This is a genomic window from Pseudomonas sp. F3-2, assembly GCF_038804275.1.
In the GTDB taxonomy this organism is placed as follows: Bacteria; Pseudomonadota; Gammaproteobacteria; order Pseudomonadales; family Pseudomonadaceae; genus Aquipseudomonas.
Genome location: NZ_CP152388.1, coordinates 2,049,801 through 2,068,327, shown reverse-complemented (window position 1 = coordinate 2,068,327; position 18,527 = coordinate 2,049,801). Strand labels below are relative to the sequence as shown.

Sequence of the window (18,527 nt, the reverse complement as noted above, 5' to 3'; positions counted from 1 at the left end):
CTGAAACCTCGTTGCTACGGCTTCACGTACCACTAAGGATTTAGCCATGACCACACAGAACTCCGGCAGCACTCCCGTCATCACCGAGATGCAGGTCATTCCGGTTGCCGGCCATGACGACATGCTGCTCAACCTGAGCGGCGCTCACGGGCCTTATTTCACCCGCAACATTGTCATCCTCAAGGACAACGCCGGGCACACCGGCGTCGGCGAGATTCCAGGCGGTGAGAAGATTCGTCAGACCCTGGAAGACGCCCGCTCGCTGGTCGTTGGCAGCACTGTTGGCAACTATCAGAAAATTCTCAATGACGTGCGCCGCACCTTCGCTGAACGCGACGCCGGCGGTCGCGGCCTGCAGACGTTCGACCTGCGCATCACGATTCACGCAGTGACGGGCATCGAAGCGGCGGTGCTCGACCTGCTTGGCCAGCACCTGGAGGTGCCGGTGGCCGCCCTGCTCGGCGAAGGCCAGCAACGCGACCAGGTGAAAATGCTCGGTTACCTGTTCTACGTCGGCGACCAGAACAAAACCAACCTGCCCTACCGCACGGAAAACGACGCCGAGAACGACTGGTTTCGCGTGCGTCACGAGGAGGCCCTGACCCCGGAAGCCGTGGTGCGTCTGGCCGAGGCTGCGTACGCGCAATACGGTTTCGAGGACTTCAAGCTCAAGGGCGGCGTGCTCAGCGGCGATGCGGAAATCGAAGCGGTGACCGCGCTGGCCGAGCGTTTTCCGAAAGCGCGCATCACCCTTGACCCGAACGGCGCCTGGTCGCTGAAAGAGGCCATCCGTCTGTGCCGCGATCAACATAAGGTGCTGGCGTACGCCGAAGACCCGTGCGGTGCGGAAAACGGTTACTCGGGACGCGAGGTGATGGCCGAATTCCGCCGCGCCACCGGCCTTCGCACGGCCACGAACATGATCGCCACCGACTGGCGCGAGATGGGCCACGCGATCCAGTTGCAGTCGGTGGACATCCCACTGGCGGACCCGCATTTCTGGACCATGCAAGGCTCGGTGCGCGTGGCGCAGATGTGCAACGAATGGGGCCTGACCTGGGGCTCGCATTCCAACAACCACTTCGACATCTCTCTGGCGATGTTCACCCACGCGGCCGCCGCTGCGCCGGGCAACATTACCGCGATCGACACGCACTGGATCTGGCAGGACGGCCAGCGCCTGACTAAAGCGCCGTTGCAGATCATCGGCGGCAACGTGCAAGTGCCGAAGAAGCCGGGGCTGGGCGTGGAAATCGACATGGACCAGGTGGCCAAGGCGCATGAGCTGTACAAAGGCATGGGCCTGGGCGCGCGCGATGACAGCGTGGCCATGCAGTTCCTCGTTCCAGACTGGAAATTCAACAACAAGCAGCCATGCCTGGTTCGCTGAACCCGGCCTGCCCGCCCGCTTGAACCGATCCACGTAAATTGCCGACTGGCGACCGGCGCGTAACCCCTTGCGCGCCGTTTTTCTTCACCCGCCGGTGCCATCACCGCATGCTATGGTTTGCCCATTCCACTGCTGCGACGCCGTCCATGTCCCATCTGACCCAGACTCATCCTCGCCTGACCATCGCCACCGGGCTCGGTATTGCCGCCGGGATCGCCGCTTCATTCATCGCACCCGACATCACACTGACCAGCAAATGCCTGATTGCGTGGAACGTGGCCGGGTGGATCTACATGATCCTGATCATGCAGCGCACGTTCAAATCCAACGCCGAGGACGTCAGACGCATCGCCGAAGTCGAAGACGAAAACGCCGGTCTGGTGCTGATGGTGGTGAGCGTTGCGGCGCTCGCGAGCCTGGCCGCCATCGTTCTGGAGCTGGCCGGCATCAAGGGCATGACACCCAGCGACAAGGCGCTGCATTACGCGTTTACCGGCTTCACGATTATCGGTTCGTGGCTGCTGACCGGCGTGGTGTTCAGCCTGCACTATGCGCGGATGTTCTACACCTGGAACGGAGAAAAGGCCGCCCTGCGCTTCGCCGACGGCGAGCAGAACCCTGATTACTGGGATTTCCTTTACTTCTCCTTCACGATCAGCGTTGCCGTGCAGACTTCAGACGTCGGCGTTGCCACCCGAAGCCTGCGCAAAGTGGTGCTGGCGCAGTCGCTGATCGGCTTCCTGTTCAACACCTCGATACTCGGGTTCTCGATCAACATTGCCGCCGGCCTGTTCAACTGAGCCACTTCGCAAGACGCCGGGGCACTTGCATCCCCCTGTTGCCTGCACCCTCGCATCGCGAAAAAATTCGCTCCTACTCCTGCTCAGGCGTACTGTGAGCGCCACAAATCCAATGTGCTCTTTGAACGAGGCCTAGATAGATGACTCAGGATTCCGCGCTGAGAATTGCCGTACTCGATGACTGGCAATCCGTTGCACAAGACGTGGTGGACTGGACAGCCCTCAAGCCGATCGGCAACGTCACGTTCCTTCACGACTATCCTGCCGACACCGCGACGATGGTTGCCCGCCTGAAAGATTTCGATGTGATCTGCGTGATGCGCGAGCGCACGATCTTCGACGACGCCCTGCTCAGCCAACTGCCCGATCTGAAGCTGCTGGTCACCGGCGGCATGCGTAATGCCGCGCTGGACCTCAAGGCCGCAGCGCGTCTGGGCATCACGGTCGTGGGCACTGACAGCTACAAATATGCAGCGCCCGAGCTGACCTGGGCGCTGATCATGGCGGTGACCCGCAACATCGTCGACGAGGCCAATTCGCTGCGCGCCGGAAACTGGCAGATCGGCATCGGCAGCGACCTGTACGGCAAGACGCTGGGCATCGTGGGTCTGGGCAGCATCGGCCAGAAGATCGCCCGTTACGCTCAGGCGTTCGACATGAAGGTGATCGCCTGGAGTGAAAACCTCACCGCCGAGCGCGCTGCCGAGCACGGCGTGACTTACGTCAGCAAGCAGGCACTGTTCGAGCAGTCGGACGTGATTTCGGTCAATCTGGTGCTCAGCGACCGCAGCCGCGGTGTGGTGGACGCGCAATCCTTGAATCGCATGAAACCGACGGCCTATCTGGTCAACACCGCGCGCGGCCCGATTGTCGACGAAGAAGCCCTGATCGAAGTTCTCCAGCAGAAGAAGATCGCCGGCGCGGCGCTGGACGTCTTCGGTATCGAGCCGCTGCCCGAGAACCATCCGTTCCGCAGCCTGCCGAATCTGCTGGCAACGCCGCACGTCGGCTACGTCACTCAGAACAACTACCAGATGTTCTTCAGCCAGATGATCGAGGATATCCAGGCCTGGCATGCCGGCAAGCCGATCCGCGTCTTCGCCTGACGAACCGGCCGCCACTGACGTGAATACCGGCCCGCGCGGGCCTGTGCGTCAATGGCGGTGTTTCCAGACACTGCTCAAGGACTCAGAGGATGACCACTTCCCTCGACCTGTTGCCCGGCGACCCGCGTGCTGCGCTGCTGGTCATCGACATGCAATACGACTTCATGCCCGGCGGCGCGCTTGCGGTGGCCGAGGGCGATGCGCTGGTGCCGCTGATCAACCGCCTCGGCGCGCAGTTTCGCAACGTGGTGATCACCCAGGACTGGCACCCTGCCGGACATATTTCCTTCGCATCGAGTCATGCCGGGCGCAGCCCGTTCGACACCATCACCCTGCCTTACGGCGCGCAGACGCTGTGGCCTGACCATTGCGTGCAAGGCACGCAGGGCGCCCGGCTGCACGCCGACCTCGACATCGCTCATGCCCAGCTGATCCTGCGCAAGGGCTGCAATGCCGGCATCGACAGCTATTCGGCATTCGTCGAAGCAGACCGCAGCACCCAGACCGGCCTGGCCGGCTACCTGAAGGAGCGCGGCATCGACAGCGTGTTCGTGGTCGGTCTGGCGCTGGATTTCTGTGTGGCGTGGTCGGCGCTGGATGCGCGAGCGGCCGGGTTCAACACGTGGGTGATCGCTGACGCGTGCAAGGCGATCGACCTCGGCGGGTCGCTGGAAAAGGCGTGGCAGGACCTGACGGCAGCGGGTGTGGTGCGGATTGATAGTGCTGATGTGACTGGCTGAACCCGCTTTTGAACATCAACGCGCTTGCTTTGTAGGAGCGTGGCTTGTCCCGCGAACTGGCGCGAAGTGGCAGTAAAACCAGACTGCTCGGTGTATCAGACACACCGTGGAAACAGGTTTTACGACCGCTGCGCAGCCGTTCGCGGGACAAGCCACGCTCCTACAGGATCTGATTTAAACGATAACTCTTCGTCAATCCTGCCCCGACGCAAACCGCTTCAGTCCTTCCCCTTCCATCCGATACCGCACCCACTCGTCCTGCGGCTCGGCGCCAATCGATTTATAGAAATCGATCGCGGGCTGGTTCCAGTCCAGCACGCTCCATTCGAAACGACCGCATCCGGTGTCATGGGCGATCTTCGCCAGATGCCGCAGCAGTTGCTTGCCCGCGCCAATCCCGCGCTGGCTGGCAGACACGAACAGGTCTTCCAGGTACAGCCCCTTGCGGCCCTGCCACGTCGAGTAGCTGAGGAAATACACCGCAAAACCGATGGGCTGGTCGTCCAGCAGGCAAATCAGCGCCTTGGCCGGTGACGGCTCGTCAAACAGGCTGCGCTCGATGTCGGCGACGCTGGCCTTGACCTCGTGCTCGGCTTTTTCGTAGATCGCAAGCTCGGTGATGAAGCCCAGAATCACGGCGGCATCGGCGCGGCTAGCGTCTCGAATATGAAGGGTCACGGCGGGGTCTCCCGAATCAATGAAAAGGCCGCCGCGCAGGGGCGAACGACGGGGAGCGGATTGTGTCTCAACCAACAGCACGGCGCAGCAGGTACACCGAAAAAACTGACCGTCTCCCTCAGCAAACCGCCAGACTACCCAAGAGAAGCAGCATGGACACTGAACAAGACGGCAAGACCCCGGGCCTGACGCCCGAAGAAGAACGCGATATCGATGAAAACCAGCCGCCCCGGGCCGCCGTTCTGCACGAGACGATCCGCATGCAGGGCGATCAGGAACTTGAGCGCAACGTCGCGGCGCTGTTCTGGTCGGCACTGGCAGCAGGTCTGACCATGGGCCTTTCGCTGATGGCCATGGGGCTGCTCAATTCCAGACTCCCCGACGGCGAAGGTTTCAAGGCCATCGCCAGCTTTGGTTACAGCGCAGGCTTTCTGGCGGTGATCCTGGCACGTCAGCAACTGTTCACGGAAAACACCATCACGGCGGTTCTACCGGTGATGACCAAGTTCACCCTGAGCAATATCGGTCGCCTGTTCCGGCTGTGGAGCGTGGTGCTGGTGGGCAACCTGTGCGGCACCCTGCTGGTGGCCTACGTCATGCTCCATCTGCCGATATTCGATCCAAAGACTGACGCGGCTTTCCTCGAGATCGGCCGCAAGGTCATGGAAAACGATGTGAACACGATGTTTGCCAAGGGCATCATTTCAGGCTGGATGATCGCGACGATGGTCTGGATGATTGCGTCGATGGAGAACGCCAAGATCGTGATCATCGTGATGATCACGTACCTGATGGCACTGGGCGATTTCACCCACATCGTCGTGGGTTCGGCGGAAGTGTCGTACCTGGTCTTCGCCGGCGAGCTGAGCTGGAGGGAGTTCTGGATGGTGTTCGCAGGCCCGACCCTGGCCGGCAATATCATCGGTGGCAGCTTCATCTTCGCGTTGATCAGCCATGCGCAGATTCGCAGCGAGAGCGGCGCGCCGAAGAAGCAAGGGCCGCAGCGCAAGCAAGCCACGGGGCAGGATCGGGAAGACAACGGACGCAAGGGCGTATGACGCAGAGTCGCAAGACCTTGTGTTGAGCTGAAAACAATGCCCTTCGCCCTTCTTAAATTATTTTTAAGAAATTTTGGCTACGTTTAAAGGCAAAATATGGCCTTCAGTCACTACGTGGTTCAGACATCCAATGACCCGAATCCTGACAATCGAAGACGATGCCGTCACCGCCAAGGAAATCGTGGCTGAGTTAAGCAGCCACGGGCTTCAGGTGGATTGGGTCGACAACGGCCGCGAAGGCCTGGTGCGCGCGGTGAGCGGAGATTACGACCTGATCACCCTGGATCGCATGCTGCCGGAGGTCGACGGCCTGGCGATTGTCACCACCATGCGCGCACTGGGCATTGCCACGCCGATCCTGATGATCAGCGCCCTGTCCGACGTCGATGAACGGGTCCGCGGTCTGCGCGCCGGGGGCGACGACTATCTCTCCAAACCGTTCGCATCCGACGAGATGGCTGCTCGTGTCGAGGTCCTGCTGCGCCGCAGCAACCCCGTTACTCAGGCGGAAACCATGCTCAGGGTCGCCGATCTGGAGCTCAACCTGATCACCCGCGAAGCCAGCCGCGCCGGCCAGCCGCTGAACCTGCTGCCCACCGAATACAAGCTGCTGGAATTCCTGATGCGCAACAGCGGCCAGATCATCACCCGCATGATGATTTTCGAGGAAGTCTGGGGTTATCACTTCGACCCCGGCACCAACCTCATCGATGTGCACATCGGTCGCTTGCGCAAGAAAATCGATCCTCCTACCCTGACGCCGCTGATACGTACCGTTCGAGGCTCAGGTTATGTCATTGCCGAACCCGTCTAAGGGCTGGCGCTCCTCCAGCAGCCGACTGCTGGCGCTGTACAGTTTTCTGTTCGTGGCCTGGAGCAGCATCCTCATGGGGGTGCTGTACTGGGAAGTCACCAGTTATCTGAACACCCTCGCCCGCCATTCGCTGATGCAGCGCCAGCAGCTGTTTTCCCGATTCGAAGGCGCGCAGCTCGATGACGCACTGGCCACCAGCGACAAGTTCGACATGCGCTCGGTCGACGCCTACGGGCTTTTCGACAAAGACCTGAAACCCATCAGCGGGCCGATCCGCGAGGTTCCCGAGGGCCTGAAGCTCACCGGCGAGATTCAGGAACTGGACACCTGCATCGACTCTGACGACCCCGATCTGCCCCGTGCCAGCTGCGATGCGGTGGCCATTCACACCCTCGATGAACGCTGGCTGGTGCTGGTGCGCGACAACGGCTCGCTGTTCGCCGTGACCACGCTGATCCTGCGGGCGCTGCTGTGGGGCATCTCACTGACGATCATCCCGGGCGCTGCGGGCTGGCATTTGCTGCGACGTCGGCCGCTGCGGCGCATCGGTGCGATTCAGGCGAGCGCGGAAGCCATCGTCACCGGCGACCTGACCCGACGCCTGCCGGTGTCCGATCGACGCGACGAGCTGGACATGCTCGCCGACATCGTCAATGCCATGCTCGACCGCATCGAGCGGTTGATGAACGAGGTCAAGGGCGTCTGCGACAACATCGCCCATGACCTGCGCACGCCCCTGACCCGCCTGCGCGCGCAGCTTTACCGGATTCAGCAGCAATCGCCGGAAGACTCCGCGCAAGGCGAGCAAATGGCCCAGGTCATCGCCGACGCCGATACATTGATGGCGCGCTTTCGCGGCCTGTTGCGGATTTCCGAGCTGGAAGATCATCAGCGTCGCTCGGCCTTCGGCCAGCTGGATCCGCTGCCGTTACTGCAGGAACTGCATGATTTCTACCTGCCGCTGGCGGAGGAAGGCCGCGTCTCGCTGCAACTGAAAGTCGCCGAATACCTGCCGCCGGTAGTGGGCGACCGCGCGCTGCTGTTCGAAGCCCTGTCGAACCTGCTCAGCAACTCGATCAAATTCACCCCGCCGGGCGGTCAGGTGCTGGTCATCGCCCGGGCCGAAGGCGACACCACGTTCATCGAAGTACAGGACACCGGCCCCGGCATCCCCGACGCCGAACGCGAAGCGGTTTTCAAGCGTTTCTACCGCAGCGAGACAGGCAATCAGCAAAGCGGCTTCGGCCTGGGGCTGTCCATCGTCGCGGCGATCGTCAACCTGCACGGCTTCAAACTGCGCATCGGCAACAGCCCCTCCGGCGGCGCAAGCCTGGTGCTGGAATGTCGGCAGGTGCTGGCGTTGGGGTGATACAACAAAGCCGCCTCAGGGGCGGCTTTGTCGTTTTGATTTCAGGTCACATGTTACGGGCTTTCTCGATGATCCGATCTTGCCGCTCCCACGCCTTTTTCATGACCTCCTGATAGACGCGTTCCTTTTCTTCGGAGGTCGCATTGCGCACGAAGTCGGACAATGACCTCTTCATCTCCTGGCCGTTCTCTTCAGACGGGTTCATTGATATCCCTCATGTCGTCCAGCATCCTTTCAAGCGAGGATTGATCATAGATTTCAGGTACGTGATCGTCAATGCGCTGGATATTCTCCTTGTAGAGGCGTGTTGAGCCGCTCTCATTTTTTATAAGAATGTCGACTGTGACTGCGTGACCGAACTCTATCTTGAGTCGGTTCACAACGTCGCGGGCGCTGAAATACTGTCGGACAAACTCGCTCAAAGGAATGTTACGGCCCTCTACCTGCTCTCTTGCAGTCACGAATCTCCACGCCAATCCAGGGTCTTGATAAACGTACAAAATCAGGACGAATCGGCCCCTCTTCAAAGACCTGCGAATATTACGAGCTACCGTCTCGAAGTTCGCCGACGTGCCGTCCAATAGAAACGACTGATTTTGCTTCAAAACCTGGTCGTGAAGTTTGTCCACCAAAACCGAAACGGCACGCTGGAACAGATACGAATTGCCTCCTGTGTAGGCAGGTATCTCAGCCCTCAACACATCAGGGTCGATTCGAACCGATCTGGCTTCGAATCTGGCCAGAAACTCCAACGAAGCCTCTGTCTTCCCCGCTCCGGGCGAGCCTGCCATAAATATCGAAACCGGATACTCTTCCGGCACATAAATCGCAATATCCGTCAGCCTCTTCGCAATCTCCCTTCTATGTGTTTTAGCGAATAGCAGCGCTTCATCTGCAATTCTCTGATCATCTGGCCCCATTGCTCTCAGCTTCCTTTCGTTGAGTTCATCACGCGTCAATCGGTGGGGATTATTGGTGATCGCCTTGGACACGCCTATCCGACTCAACAAAACGAAACAGGACGCGCTGGGCATCATTCACACAAAAAGCCCATGACGTTCCCGCCATGGGCTCAAGCAAAACAACTGATGAAGAAAACGTCAGGTCACCCCGGCATACAGGTGAAATCCTTGCTGCGCCCAATCTGGTGCCCCTGCGAGTCTTCAAGCTTCACCCGGTACTCTTCGCCCAGGCTCGATTCCACCAGCGTGTAATGCTCGCCCGCTTTGAATTGGCCGAAGCGAATGCCCGTCTCGCAATTCATTTGCCCGTCGTCCCCGCCCCGCTCCACGATCAGGTCCAGGTCGAGGGTGTGGGCGCCGGGTCTGACTTGGAAATAGCGGCCGTCATTCAGGCGCTTGCCGTCCAGATCCTCGGCCATCAATACCCCGGAAGGCTCTTCCTGCAGGCCGATCCATGCTTCGCTCGGGTCGGCTTTGGGCATGGGCCCGGCACACGCCGACAGCACGCTGACGAGTCCTAACATGGGGATAAACAACAACGATCTGGCTTTCATGAACACCTACCTCGGCAGTTGAAAAAGTCCCTGTGGCGCAGGGTGAATTTCGATGGGGCCAAGGCTGCGCGGCGCCCGCATGAACAACAAATGAATCCCCCATGAAAGCTCCTTGTGCACCGGACTAACTATTTGTTCATTCGCTCGAAAGCTGCCTGTTAGGTCGGCGCAACAAGACTGCGCTGATTCGAAATGGGAGGTTTCCGGCATGCTCGGGCTGGTCAAGACTGCATTGCTCAAGCCATACACGTTCATCGTGTTGGCGATTTTCATCTGTATCGTCGGGCCGATGGCGGCCGTGAAGACGCCGACCGATGTGTTCCCCGACATCGGCATTCCGGTGGTCGCGGTGGTCTGGCAATACGCCGGCCTGTCGCCCGATGCCATGGCCGGTCGGGTGATCTACACCTACGAGCGCTCGCTCAGCACCACGGTCAATGACATCGAGCACATCGAGTCGCAATCGTTGCCGGGCATGGGCATCGTCAAGATTTTCTTCCAGCCGGGCGTCGATATCCGGACGGCCAACGCCCAGGTAACGGCGGTCTCGCAGACCGTGCTCAAGCAGATGCCGGCCGGCATCACGCCGCCGCTGATCCTCAATTACAGCGCCTCGACGGTACCGATCCTGCAGATGGCGTTTTCCAGCCCGACGCTGTCGGAAGCGCGCATCCGCGACCTGGTGCAGAACAGCATCCGTCTGCCGCTCAGCGCCGTGCCGGGGCTGGCGATGCCGACGCCGATGGGCGGCAGACAGCGTCAGATCACCCTGGACCTCGACCCGCAGGCGCTGGCGGCCAAAGGCCTGTCGGCGCAAGACGTGGGCAATGCCCTGGCTGCGGGCAATCAGATCATTCCAGTGGGCACGGCGAAAATGGGCAGCGACGAATACACCGTGCTGCTGAACAACAGCCCCAAGGCCATCGACGAACTCAACGACCTGCCGATCAAGACCGTGGACGGCGCGCTGATCACCATCGGCCAGGTTGCCCACGTGCGTGACGGCTCGCCGCCGCAAACCAACGTCGTGCGCGTCGACGGCCGTCGCGCGGTGCTCATGCCTGCGTTGAAGAACGGCAATATTTCGACCCTGTCGATTGTCGACGACATCCGCAACATGCTGCCGCTGATCAACGAAACCCTGCCGCCGGCGCTCAAGACGTCCCTGCTCGGCGATGCCTCGGTATTCGTCAAGGAATCGGTCGGCAGCGTTGCCCGCGAAGGCATCATTGCCGCACTGCTGACCAGCGTGATGATCCTGCTGTTTCTGGGCAGTTGGCGCTCGACGCTGATCATCGCGGCTTCGATCCCCCTGGCGGTTCTGTCGGCCATCGCACTGCTGGCGCTCAGCGGTCAGACACTCAACGTCATGACCCTTGGCGGCCTGGCACTGGCGGTGGGGATTCTGGTGGATGACGCGACGGTGACGATCGAGAACATCAACTGGCACCTGGAACAGGGCAAGGCGGTGAAGGACGCGATCATGGATGGCGCGCGGCAGATCGTCGGCCCCGCGTTCGTGTCGCTGCTGTGCATCTGCATCGTCTTCGTGCCGATGTTCATGTTGCAGGGCATCGCCGGTTACCTGTTCCGGCCGATGGCGCTGGCAGTGATCTTCGCCATGGGCAGCTCCTTTCTGCTGTCGCGCACCCTGGTGCCGACGCTGGCGATGTTTTTGCTCAAGCCCCATGTGCTGGAAGGCGGCCCTGGCCACCATCCGGAAGATGCGTTCATCAACCATCACGAAGGCGATCAGCACGGCCGTCAGCACAACCTTTTCCTGCGTAGCGCGCTGCGATTTCAGCAAGGGTTCGAGCATCGCTTTTCGGTGATTCGTGACGTCTACCACGGCCTGCTTGGGCTGGCGCTGAAGCGTCGCACGGTCTTCCTCCTCGGTTTTCTCGCCTGTGTGCTCGCCAGTTTTGCGCTGTTGCCAAGCCTGGGCGAGGACTTCTTCCCGGCCACCGACGCGGGCGCGCTGTCGATGCATGTGCGTCTGCCTCTGGGCACACGCATCGAGGAAAGTGCAGCGGCGTTTGACCGGATCGAACAGCGCATCCGCGAGATCATTCCCGCTGATCAACTGGAAACGGTGATCGACAACATCGGCATTCCCCTCAGCGGCATCGACATGGCCTACAGCAGCAGCGGCACCATCGGCCCACAGGACGGCGACATTCAGGTCACCCTCAAAGAAGGCCACGCGCCAACCGCCGACTACGTCAAACGCCTGCGCGAAGCCCTGCCGCAGAGCTTCCCCGGCAGCCAGTTCGCCTTTCTGCCGGCGGACATCAGCAGCCAGATTCTCAACTTCGGCAATCCGGCGCCCCTGGACGTGAAGATCTCCGGCCCCAATGGCGAAGCCAACCGCGCGTATGCGCTGGAGCTGCAACGTCGGCTTGAGCATGTTCCCGGGATCGCCGACTTGCGCATTCAGCAGTCCACCGGTTACCCGTCGCTGCAAGTGAACGTGGATCGCCTGCGCGCCAAGCAGCTGGGCATCACTGAGAAAGACGTGACCACCAGCCTCGGCGCTTCCCTGGCCGGGACTTCGCAAGTGGCGCCGACGTACTGGCTCAACCCGAAAAACGGCGTGTCGTACTCGGTGGTCGCCGCCACGCCGCAATACCGGCTGGACAGCCTGCCAACCCTCGAAGCCTTGCCGATCACCGGCAGTGACGGCCAGTCGCAGATTCTCGGCGGGCTGGCGACGATCAAGCGAGTGGACAGCCCGGCAGTGGTCACCCACTACAACATCGAACCGACGCTGGACCTGTTTGCCAACGTTCAGGGACGTGATCTGGGTGGCGTGGCCGCCGATGTGCAGAAGGTCATCGACGGCATGGCGCACCTTCGGCCCAAAGGCGCCGTGGTGAGCCTGCACGGTCAGATCGACGCGCTGCACGAAGCCTTCAGCGGTTTGAGCCTCGGCCTGCTCGGTGCCGTGGTGCTGATCTATCTGCTGATCGTGGTCAACTTCCAGTCGTGGGTCGACCCGTTCGTGATCATCACCGCCCTGCCCGCGGCGCTGGCCGGAATCGTCTGGATGCTGTTCCTCAGCGGGACGTCGCTGTCGGTGCCAGCGCTGACCGGCGCCATTTTGTGCATGGGCGTGGCCACGGCCAACTCGATTCTGGTGGTCAGCTTCTGCCGGGAACGTCTGGCCGAACATGGCGATGCCCTGCTCGCTGCACTGGAAGCGGGTTACACGCGCTTTCGCCCGGTGTGCATGACCGCGCTGGCCATGATCATCGGGATGCTGCCGCTGGCGCTTTCCCAGGAACAGAACGCACCACTGGGACGCGCGGTCATCGGCGGTCTGATTCTGGCGACCACGGCCACGCTGCTGTTCGTGCCCGTGGTGTTCAGCCTCGTGCACCGCCACTCGAAACCTCAATCCGCCGACACCCCGGCAAGCGCCATCGATGGAGAAACACCCCATGTCGTCTGAACACGTCCCTACGCGCAAACGCCTCATGCTGACCGGGATCGGCGGCCTGACGCTGGCCGCGCTGCTGGTCGCCAACGGCCTGGCCGCGCGCACCCGCCACGAACACGCCGTCGCGGACTGGACCGAGCGCCAGTCGGTGCCGGTGGTCACCGTGGTCTCACCGTCGCAGAATGCTCAGGGAAATACCCTGCGCTTGCCGGCGCGACTCGAAGCCTGGAGCAACGCGGCGATCAACGCCCGTGTGAGCGGCTACCTCAAAGACTGGAGCGCCGACATCGGTGCGCAGGTTCAGGCCGGTCAGGTGCTCGCCCACATCGACAGCCCCGAACTGGATCAGCAACTGGCGCTGACCCGCGCGCACCTGGCCCAACAACAGGCCAACGCACGGATCGCCCAGACCACCGCCGAGCGCTGGCAGCATCTGCTTGCAACCCATTCGGTGTCACAACAGGAAGTCGACGAGAAGGTGTCCGCGGCCACGGCGGCAAAGGCCGATGTTCAGGCCGCCGAAGCAGACTGTCAGCGCCTGTTGGACCTCGCGGCTTACAAAACCATTCGCGCGCCTTTCAGCGGCACGATCACCGCGCGCAACACCGACATCGGCCAGTTGATCAAGGCTGACGATGGCGGCGGCCGTCCGCTGTTCAGCATGGCCGACACGCGCCGCCTGCGCCTGTACGTGCCGATCCCGCAGAATTACGCCAGCGTCATCCATCCCGCGATGCAGGTGCAACTGAGCGTTCCTGAGCATCCGGGCGTGACGTACCACGCCACGCTGCTCGGCGACTCCACCGCGGTCGATCCGCGCTCAGGCACCCTGCTCGCGCAGTTCGTGGCCGACAATCCGGACGGTTCGCTGTTGCCCGGTGATTATGCCGACGCGACCCTGCCCGTGGCGGCCGGCGGTCGGGGCGTCAGCATTCCCGCCAGCGCACTGATCTTCCGCGCCAAAGGCACACAGGTCGCCACCCTCGATGCAGCAGACCATGTGCACCTGCGCGACATCCATATCGCCATGGACCTGGGCGACCGGCTGTTGATCGATCAAGGCCTGCACGCCTCCGACAAAGTGATCGACAACCCGCCCGACGCCTTGCGCGAGAACGACCCCGTACACATGGCCGATGCCGGAGGTGAGCATGCGCCCAAGGCTTGAAGGTCTGGCCCTGATCATCGCCATAACCCTGCAGGGCTGTTCGCTGGCGCCCGCCTATCAGACGCCAACGGTGTCGCTGCCGGCGCATTACAAGGAGGACGCAGGCCCGTGGCACCCTGCACAGCCCGCCGACCAGCTCCAGCGCCAGTGGTGGCAGGTGTTCGAGGACCGGCAGCTCGACGACCTGCAACAGCGGTTGCTCGCGGCGAATCCTGATCTGGCAGCGGCGCTGGCGCATTACGATGCTTCACAGGCCTACGCCAGTCAGTTGCATGCCGGGCTGTTCCCGCAGGTCGGGGCCAGTGTCGCGCCATTGCGTCAGCGCCAGTCGGATCGCCGACCACTGCGCGGCACCACTCAGCCTTCGATCTACAACAGCGACACGGCCGGTCTCAGCCTGAGCTTCGACATGGACCTGTGGGGCCGGATCCGCAATCAGGTCGCCGCAGGCGATGCACAGGCTCAGGCGTCTGCCGATGATCTGGCGGTCGCGCGGCTGAGCCTGCAACGCCAGCTCGCAACGCTTTACGTTCAGGCGCGCGGGCTGGATGCACAGGCGAAGATTCTCAGGGCGTCGCTCGACGATTATGGCCAGGCGCTGCAGCTGACCCGGGATCGCTATGAAGGCAAGATTGCCTCGCAACTTGACCTGACCCGCGCGCAAAGCCAGCTGGCGCAAGCGCAGGCGCAGCTGGACGACGTCAACGCCCAGAGCGACCTCAGCGAACACGCGATTGCCGAACTGGTGGGCGTGCTGCCCAGTGAATTCACGCTGGTGCATGACGCACAGCCGTTGAAACTGCCTGACATCCCTCAAGCATTGCCCGGCGATCTGCTGCAGCAACGTCCGGACATCGCCGCGGCAGAGCGTCGGGTGTTCGCCGCCAACGCCACTATCGGCGTGGCGAAGGCGGCGTGGTATCCGGATTTCAGCTTGAGCGGACTGCTCGGCGGGCAGACCCAGGGCAGCGGCAATCTGCTCGCTGCGGCCAATCGGTACTGGGCGTTGGGACCGCTGGTCAATATGCCGCTGTTCGACGGCGGAAGGCGCAGCGCCAACGAACGCCAGGCCAGGGCGGAGTTTGAAGAAGCCGCCGCGCAGTACCACAGCCAAGTGCTCAAAGCGGTGCGTGAAGTGGAAGACAATCTGGGTCAACTGAAGGACTTGCAGCAGGAATCGCAGGACCAACAGGCCGCGGTGGATGCCGCGAACAGCGCCGAACGCATGGCGACCAGCAGCTATCAGGCAGGCGCTGTGAATTACCTGGATGTGGTGACCGCCCAGACCGCCGCCCTGAACGCACAACGACGCTTGCAGGCGGTGGACACCAGCCGGTTGCAGGCCAGTGTCGGTCTGGCCGTCGCATTAGGCGGTGGCTGGCGTACACAAGACGCCCCAACGGAATCGACGCGCCACGCCTGGGCTGCGCATAGCCAGAATGTTGCACGCCGATAGCGTAAATCTGAGGGGAGATTGCAGCGCGGCGCTTGATTAATCCAGCCGGTGAGCCTAACTGCTAAGTGCGACGTCGAGAAACGACGCGCGTCTTAATCACCATGCAAACGCTGAGGAGATTTTGACATGGCCACCACTGCTGCACTGGCGCCGCTGTTCCGCCAATCCGTGGGGTTCGATCGCTTCAATGAATTCTTTGAATCTGCCCTGCACAGCGAAACACCCCTTTGCTATCCGCCGCATAACGTCGAACGCTACGGCAGCGACCATTACCGGATCGTGATTGCCGCGGCCGGGCTGAGCGCCAGTGATCTTGAGTTGAAGCTTGAAAAGGATGTGCTCACGGTCTGTGGAAGCAACCCCCACTGCGATGAAGGTGCGACCTACCTGCATCAGGGCATCGCTCACGGGGCGTTTCGGCTGGTGTTCCATCTTGCCGACCACATTGAGGTTCAGGGCGCGACGTTCGAAAACGGCCTGCTGATCGTGTTCCTGCTGCGCAATGTGCCGGAAGGCGCCAGCGCCAGACGGATCAGGATCCAGTGCCCCGGAGACGGTCATGACCGGCTCATGCGCCCTTGATCCGCCAGCGCCGGCCGCGCAAGCCCGAACGGTTGGCCTTCCCGCACGATGCGCCCCCGATCGGCCCGACGCCTGCCCCGCGCATTACCGCCTGATCAGGCCTCGACCGGGGCGAAATCAAACAGCACCTGCGGTGCCTCGATGAGCAGCGAACGCATCACCTGAGGCGAGCATTCCAGCGCTTGCAACTGCTCCGTCACCGTCCGGTAACTCACCGTGCCTTCGTGCTGGGTGTGCGGCCAGTCGCTGCCCCACACCATGCGCTGCGGGCCGAAGCTCTGCGCCAGCAGCGGCAAGGCTTCGCGGGCAAAGGTCAGGTTCTGTCGCTCGTCGCCTTCAAGGCGATAAATGCCCGACACCTTCATCCACAGCTGACCGCCCAGCGCCAGTTCGAGCAGTTCCCGAAAGCCAGGCTGGTCCAGGCCCAGACGAGCGTCCGGCCGGCCGAGATGGTCGACCACGATCTTCACCCCGAACGGCATCAGCGCGCGGACCAACCCCGGCAGGTCCGCGACATGGCGATGCAGCTCGACATGCCAGTCCAGCTCGGCGATGTGGCTGAAGAGGGTTTTCCACTGCGGATCGGAAAAGTCCGGCAGCGCCTTGCCCATCAGGTTCAAACGAATGCCGACCACGCCCAGCTGGTCCATCTCCTGCAGCGTGGCGCGGTCTGCGCTGCGATCGACCACCACCACGCCACGCAACTGTTCTGGCGCCTGACGCAAGGCGTCGAGCAAGTAGCGGTTGTCAGTGCCGAGAAAACTGGGCTGGACCAGCACGCCGTGGCTCAGGCCATGGGTGCGCAGGTTGCCTTGATACATCGCCAGCGTGGCGTCGTAGTCGGGTGAATAGCGTCTTGCCGATGTCAGATCCAGCTCCCTGCTGAATACGTGTGCGTGGCCGTCGATGCCAAGTATCGACGAGGGAAAAGTCTCGGACATGGGTCTCATCTATCGAAAATCGCGCGGCGTCCTGAAGCAAGCCTCAGGCCGCCGCGCAGGAAGGAACATCAGGCGCTGGCGGCCTCTTTGCGACCGGTCGAATCCTGTGCGGCAGCGGCGCTGTCTTCCAGGCTGCGGCCACGGGTTTCCGGCAGGCACAGGGCGGCGATCACGGCCACCCCGTAAGCGATGCCTGCATCGATGCCGATGGCGGAGCCCAGCGACATCGATTCACTCATGTGCCCGACCAGAAACGGGAACACCGAGGACAGCACGCGACCGAAGTTGTAGCAGAAGCCCACCCCGGCACCGCGCACGTCGGCCGGGTACAGTTCGTTGAACAGCGCGCCGAGGCTGGCCGGAATGCCGGCGGCAAAGAAGCCCAGCGGGAAGCCCAGGAACAGCATCTGGGTGTTGGTCAACGGCAGGAACACGTAGCACTGCACGGTGATCACGCAGCACAGGGCAAACAGCACGATGTTCATGCGGCGGCCGATGCGGTCGATCAAAAAGCCGCTGGCCACGCAACCGCACCAGAACGCGAAAATGATGACGGCCAGGTACCCGCCGGAGTTGAGCACCGACAGGTTGCGTTCGGTCTTGAGGAACGTGGGCAGCCAGGTCATCACCGCGTGATAACCGCCGTGTGCGCCCAGTCCCAACAGGCCGCCGAGCAGCGTGACGCGCAGCAGCTCAGGGCGGAAAATGCCCGCCAGCGATTTGAAGAAGCTTTGCGGAATCGCATTGGTTTTCTGCAGGCGCTGGAAGCTGTCCGGCTCCTCGACATTGCGACGCACCCAGATGATCAGCAGCGAAGGCAGCAGACCGACCAGGAACATCACTCGCCAGGCCATGTCTTGCGGCACGAACGAGTAGATCAGCGTGAACACGCCCACCGCCAGGCCCCAGCCCACGGCCCAGGCGCTTTGCACGGTGCCCATGACCTTGCCGCGGTATTTGGGGTTGATGGTTTCCGCCATCAGCACCGCGCCCGCTGCCCACTCGCCGCCGATGCCGAAGCCCTGCAGCGCCTTGACGATCAACAGAGAATGGAAGCCGGTGACGAACGCCGAGAGAAAAGTGAAGAACGAGAACCAGAGGATCATCCACTGCAGGGTGCGCACGCGGCCGTAACGGTCCGACAGCGTGCCGCCGACCCAGCCGCCCAGCGCCGAGGTGATCAGCGTCACGCCGCTGATCAGTCCCGCATCGCCTTTGCTCAGGGCGAACGCGGCGATCAGCGCGGGGATCGCGAGGCCGAACATTTGAACTTCGAGGGCGTCCAGCGACCATCCGCCGAAACAGGCCCAGAACGTCTTGCGCTCCCGAGGAGTGACTTGGCGATACCAGTTGAACATGGTTCTTGTCCTTATACGTTGTGAGGCGGCAGTTGTTGTGGAGCCTGCTCTGGGTGGCAGGTTGGCTTGAAAGCATGGGCCGCTCGCTGCCCTGCGGGATTGAGCTGGCTCA

17 protein-coding genes are annotated in these 18,527 nt (G+C 62.1%); 11 read left to right on the top strand and 6 right to left on the bottom strand.

Annotated features, from left to right (window positions below):
• The first annotated feature begins 46 nt into the window (after positions 1-46).
• The 4 genes from gudD (at position 47) to pncA (ending at position 4,036) form a co-directional block, all read left to right on the top strand.
• On the top strand, positions 47-1,390 hold the full coding sequence (gene gudD, locus AAGQ88_RS09470; protein WP_342655102.1) for a glucarate dehydratase: 1,344 nt from the start codon (positions 47-49) through the stop codon (positions 1,388-1,390).
• Between the two features lie 146 nt (positions 1,391-1,536).
• Positions 1,537-2,190: a DUF1345 domain-containing protein gene (locus AAGQ88_RS09465; protein ID WP_285425622.1), complete on the top strand. Its 654-nt coding sequence runs from the start codon at positions 1,537-1,539 to the stop codon at positions 2,188-2,190.
• A 140-nt stretch (positions 2,191-2,330) separates the two neighbouring features.
• Complete coding sequence (locus AAGQ88_RS09460) at positions 2,331-3,296, top strand: D-2-hydroxyacid dehydrogenase family protein (RefSeq protein ID WP_342655101.1); 966 nt, start codon at positions 2,331-2,333, stop codon at positions 3,294-3,296.
• Between the two features lie 89 nt (positions 3,297-3,385).
• A complete protein-coding gene (pncA, locus tag AAGQ88_RS09455) occupies positions 3,386-4,036 on the top strand; it encodes a bifunctional nicotinamidase/pyrazinamidase (RefSeq protein ID WP_342655100.1) in 651 nt (216 codons plus the stop codon).
• A 192-nt stretch (positions 4,037-4,228) separates the two neighbouring features.
• Here pncA and AAGQ88_RS09450 read toward each other — a convergent pair whose 3' ends face one another.
• The gene (locus AAGQ88_RS09450; RefSeq protein ID WP_285425625.1) at positions 4,229-4,714 is read right to left on the bottom strand and encodes a GNAT family N-acetyltransferase; all 486 of its coding nucleotides are present in this window, start codon (positions 4,712-4,714) and stop codon (positions 4,229-4,231) included.
• Between the two features lie 152 nt (positions 4,715-4,866).
• Here AAGQ88_RS09450 and AAGQ88_RS09445 point away from each other — a divergent pair, with 152 nt between their 5' ends.
• The 3 genes from AAGQ88_RS09445 to AAGQ88_RS09435 all read left to right on the top strand — a co-directional run bounded on the left by AAGQ88_RS09445 (position 4,867) and on the right by AAGQ88_RS09435 (position 7,955).
• Positions 4,867-5,772, top strand: coding sequence for a formate/nitrite transporter family protein (locus AAGQ88_RS09445; protein WP_342655099.1), 906 nt, complete (start codon positions 4,867-4,869; stop codon positions 5,770-5,772).
• Between the two features lie 130 nt (positions 5,773-5,902).
• The gene (locus AAGQ88_RS09440) at positions 5,903-6,586 is read left to right on the top strand and encodes a response regulator transcription factor (protein WP_093467438.1); all 684 of its coding nucleotides are present in this window, start codon (positions 5,903-5,905) and stop codon (positions 6,584-6,586) included.
• Positions 6,564-7,955 carry a HAMP domain-containing sensor histidine kinase gene (locus AAGQ88_RS09435; RefSeq protein WP_342655098.1) on the top strand — a complete coding sequence of 464 codons (1,392 nt, stop codon included), beginning with the start codon at positions 6,564-6,566 and terminating at the stop codon, positions 7,953-7,955. The genes AAGQ88_RS09440 and AAGQ88_RS09435 overlap by 23 nt, the downstream gene beginning before the upstream one ends.
• A gap of 46 nt (positions 7,956-8,001) precedes the next feature.
• Here AAGQ88_RS09435 and AAGQ88_RS09430 read toward each other — a convergent pair whose 3' ends face one another.
• The 3 genes from AAGQ88_RS09430 to AAGQ88_RS09420 form a co-directional block, all read right to left on the bottom strand.
• The gene (locus AAGQ88_RS09430; protein WP_342655097.1) at positions 8,002-8,160 is read right to left on the bottom strand and encodes a hypothetical protein; all 159 of its coding nucleotides are present in this window, start codon (positions 8,158-8,160) and stop codon (positions 8,002-8,004) included.
• Complete coding sequence (locus AAGQ88_RS09425; RefSeq protein WP_342655096.1) at positions 8,147-8,947, bottom strand: zeta toxin family protein; 801 nt, start codon at positions 8,945-8,947, stop codon at positions 8,147-8,149. Before AAGQ88_RS09425 ends, AAGQ88_RS09430 begins: the two co-directional genes overlap by 14 nt.
• A 113-nt stretch (positions 8,948-9,060) precedes the next feature.
• Positions 9,061-9,471: a hypothetical protein gene (locus tag AAGQ88_RS09420; RefSeq protein WP_342655095.1), complete on the bottom strand. Its 411-nt coding sequence runs from the start codon at positions 9,469-9,471 to the stop codon at positions 9,061-9,063.
• Positions 9,472-9,679: 208 nt separating this feature from the next.
• On the opposite strand from AAGQ88_RS09420, the gene AAGQ88_RS09415 reads away from it, so the two are divergent.
• From AAGQ88_RS09415 to AAGQ88_RS09400, 4 genes are all read left to right on the top strand, one after another.
• Positions 9,680-12,922, top strand: a complete 3,243-nt coding sequence (locus AAGQ88_RS09415) for an efflux RND transporter permease subunit (protein WP_342655094.1) — start codon at positions 9,680-9,682, stop codon at positions 12,920-12,922.
• The gene (locus AAGQ88_RS09410) at positions 12,912-14,078 is read left to right on the top strand and encodes an efflux RND transporter periplasmic adaptor subunit (protein ID WP_342655093.1); all 1,167 of its coding nucleotides are present in this window, start codon (positions 12,912-12,914) and stop codon (positions 14,076-14,078) included. Before AAGQ88_RS09415 ends, AAGQ88_RS09410 begins: the two co-directional genes overlap by 11 nt.
• The gene (locus AAGQ88_RS09405) at positions 14,062-15,534 is read left to right on the top strand and encodes an efflux transporter outer membrane subunit (RefSeq protein WP_342655092.1); all 1,473 of its coding nucleotides are present in this window, start codon (positions 14,062-14,064) and stop codon (positions 15,532-15,534) included. The genes AAGQ88_RS09410 and AAGQ88_RS09405 overlap by 17 nt, the downstream gene beginning before the upstream one ends.
• Positions 15,535-15,660: 126 nt before the next feature.
• Positions 15,661-16,116: an Hsp20 family protein gene (locus AAGQ88_RS09400; RefSeq protein WP_285425634.1), complete on the top strand. Its 456-nt coding sequence runs from the start codon at positions 15,661-15,663 to the stop codon at positions 16,114-16,116.
• A gap of 95 nt (positions 16,117-16,211) precedes the next feature.
• On the opposite strand, the gene AAGQ88_RS09395 is transcribed toward AAGQ88_RS09400, so the two are convergent.
• Together AAGQ88_RS09395 and AAGQ88_RS09390 are read right to left on the bottom strand one after the other, a co-directional pair.
• Positions 16,212-17,057 carry an amidohydrolase family protein gene (locus AAGQ88_RS09395; RefSeq protein ID WP_342655091.1) on the bottom strand — a complete coding sequence of 282 codons (846 nt, stop codon included), beginning with the start codon at positions 17,055-17,057 and terminating at the stop codon, positions 16,212-16,214.
• Between the two features lie 68 nt (positions 17,058-17,125).
• Positions 17,126-18,415, bottom strand: a complete 1,290-nt coding sequence (locus tag AAGQ88_RS09390; RefSeq protein WP_285425636.1) for an MFS transporter — start codon at positions 18,413-18,415, stop codon at positions 17,126-17,128.
• Between the last annotated feature and the right edge of the window lie 112 nt (positions 18,416-18,527).

Coding starts and splice junctions, on each gene's coding strand:
- gudD (WP_342655102.1), top strand. CDS start 47: ATGACCACACAGAACTCCGGCAGCACTCCCGTCATCACCGAGATGCAG.
- AAGQ88_RS09465 (WP_285425622.1), top strand. CDS start 1,537: ATGTCCCATCTGACCCAGACTCATCCTCGCCTGACCATCGCCACCGGG.
- AAGQ88_RS09460 (WP_342655101.1), top strand. CDS start 2,331: ATGACTCAGGATTCCGCGCTGAGAATTGCCGTACTCGATGACTGGCAA.
- pncA (WP_342655100.1), top strand. CDS start 3,386: ATGACCACTTCCCTCGACCTGTTGCCCGGCGACCCGCGTGCTGCGCTG.
- AAGQ88_RS09445 (WP_342655099.1), top strand. CDS start 4,867: ATGGACACTGAACAAGACGGCAAGACCCCGGGCCTGACGCCCGAAGAA.
- AAGQ88_RS09440 (WP_093467438.1), top strand. CDS start 5,903: ATGACCCGAATCCTGACAATCGAAGACGATGCCGTCACCGCCAAGGAA.
- AAGQ88_RS09435 (WP_342655098.1), top strand. CDS start 6,564: ATGTCATTGCCGAACCCGTCTAAGGGCTGGCGCTCCTCCAGCAGCCGA.
- AAGQ88_RS09430 (WP_342655097.1), bottom strand. CDS start 8,160: ATGAACCCGTCTGAAGAGAACGGCCAGGAGATGAAGAGGTCATTGTCC.
- AAGQ88_RS09420 (WP_342655095.1), bottom strand. CDS start 9,471: ATGAAAGCCAGATCGTTGTTGTTTATCCCCATGTTAGGACTCGTCAGC.
- AAGQ88_RS09415 (WP_342655094.1), top strand. CDS start 9,680: ATGCTCGGGCTGGTCAAGACTGCATTGCTCAAGCCATACACGTTCATC.
- AAGQ88_RS09410 (WP_342655093.1), top strand. CDS start 12,912: ATGTCGTCTGAACACGTCCCTACGCGCAAACGCCTCATGCTGACCGGG.
- AAGQ88_RS09405 (WP_342655092.1), top strand. CDS start 14,062: ATGCGCCCAAGGCTTGAAGGTCTGGCCCTGATCATCGCCATAACCCTG.
- AAGQ88_RS09400 (WP_285425634.1), top strand. CDS start 15,661: ATGGCCACCACTGCTGCACTGGCGCCGCTGTTCCGCCAATCCGTGGGG.
- AAGQ88_RS09395 (WP_342655091.1), bottom strand. CDS start 17,057: ATGTCCGAGACTTTTCCCTCGTCGATACTTGGCATCGACGGCCACGCA.
- AAGQ88_RS09390 (WP_285425636.1), bottom strand. CDS start 18,415: ATGTTCAACTGGTATCGCCAAGTCACTCCTCGGGAGCGCAAGACGTTC.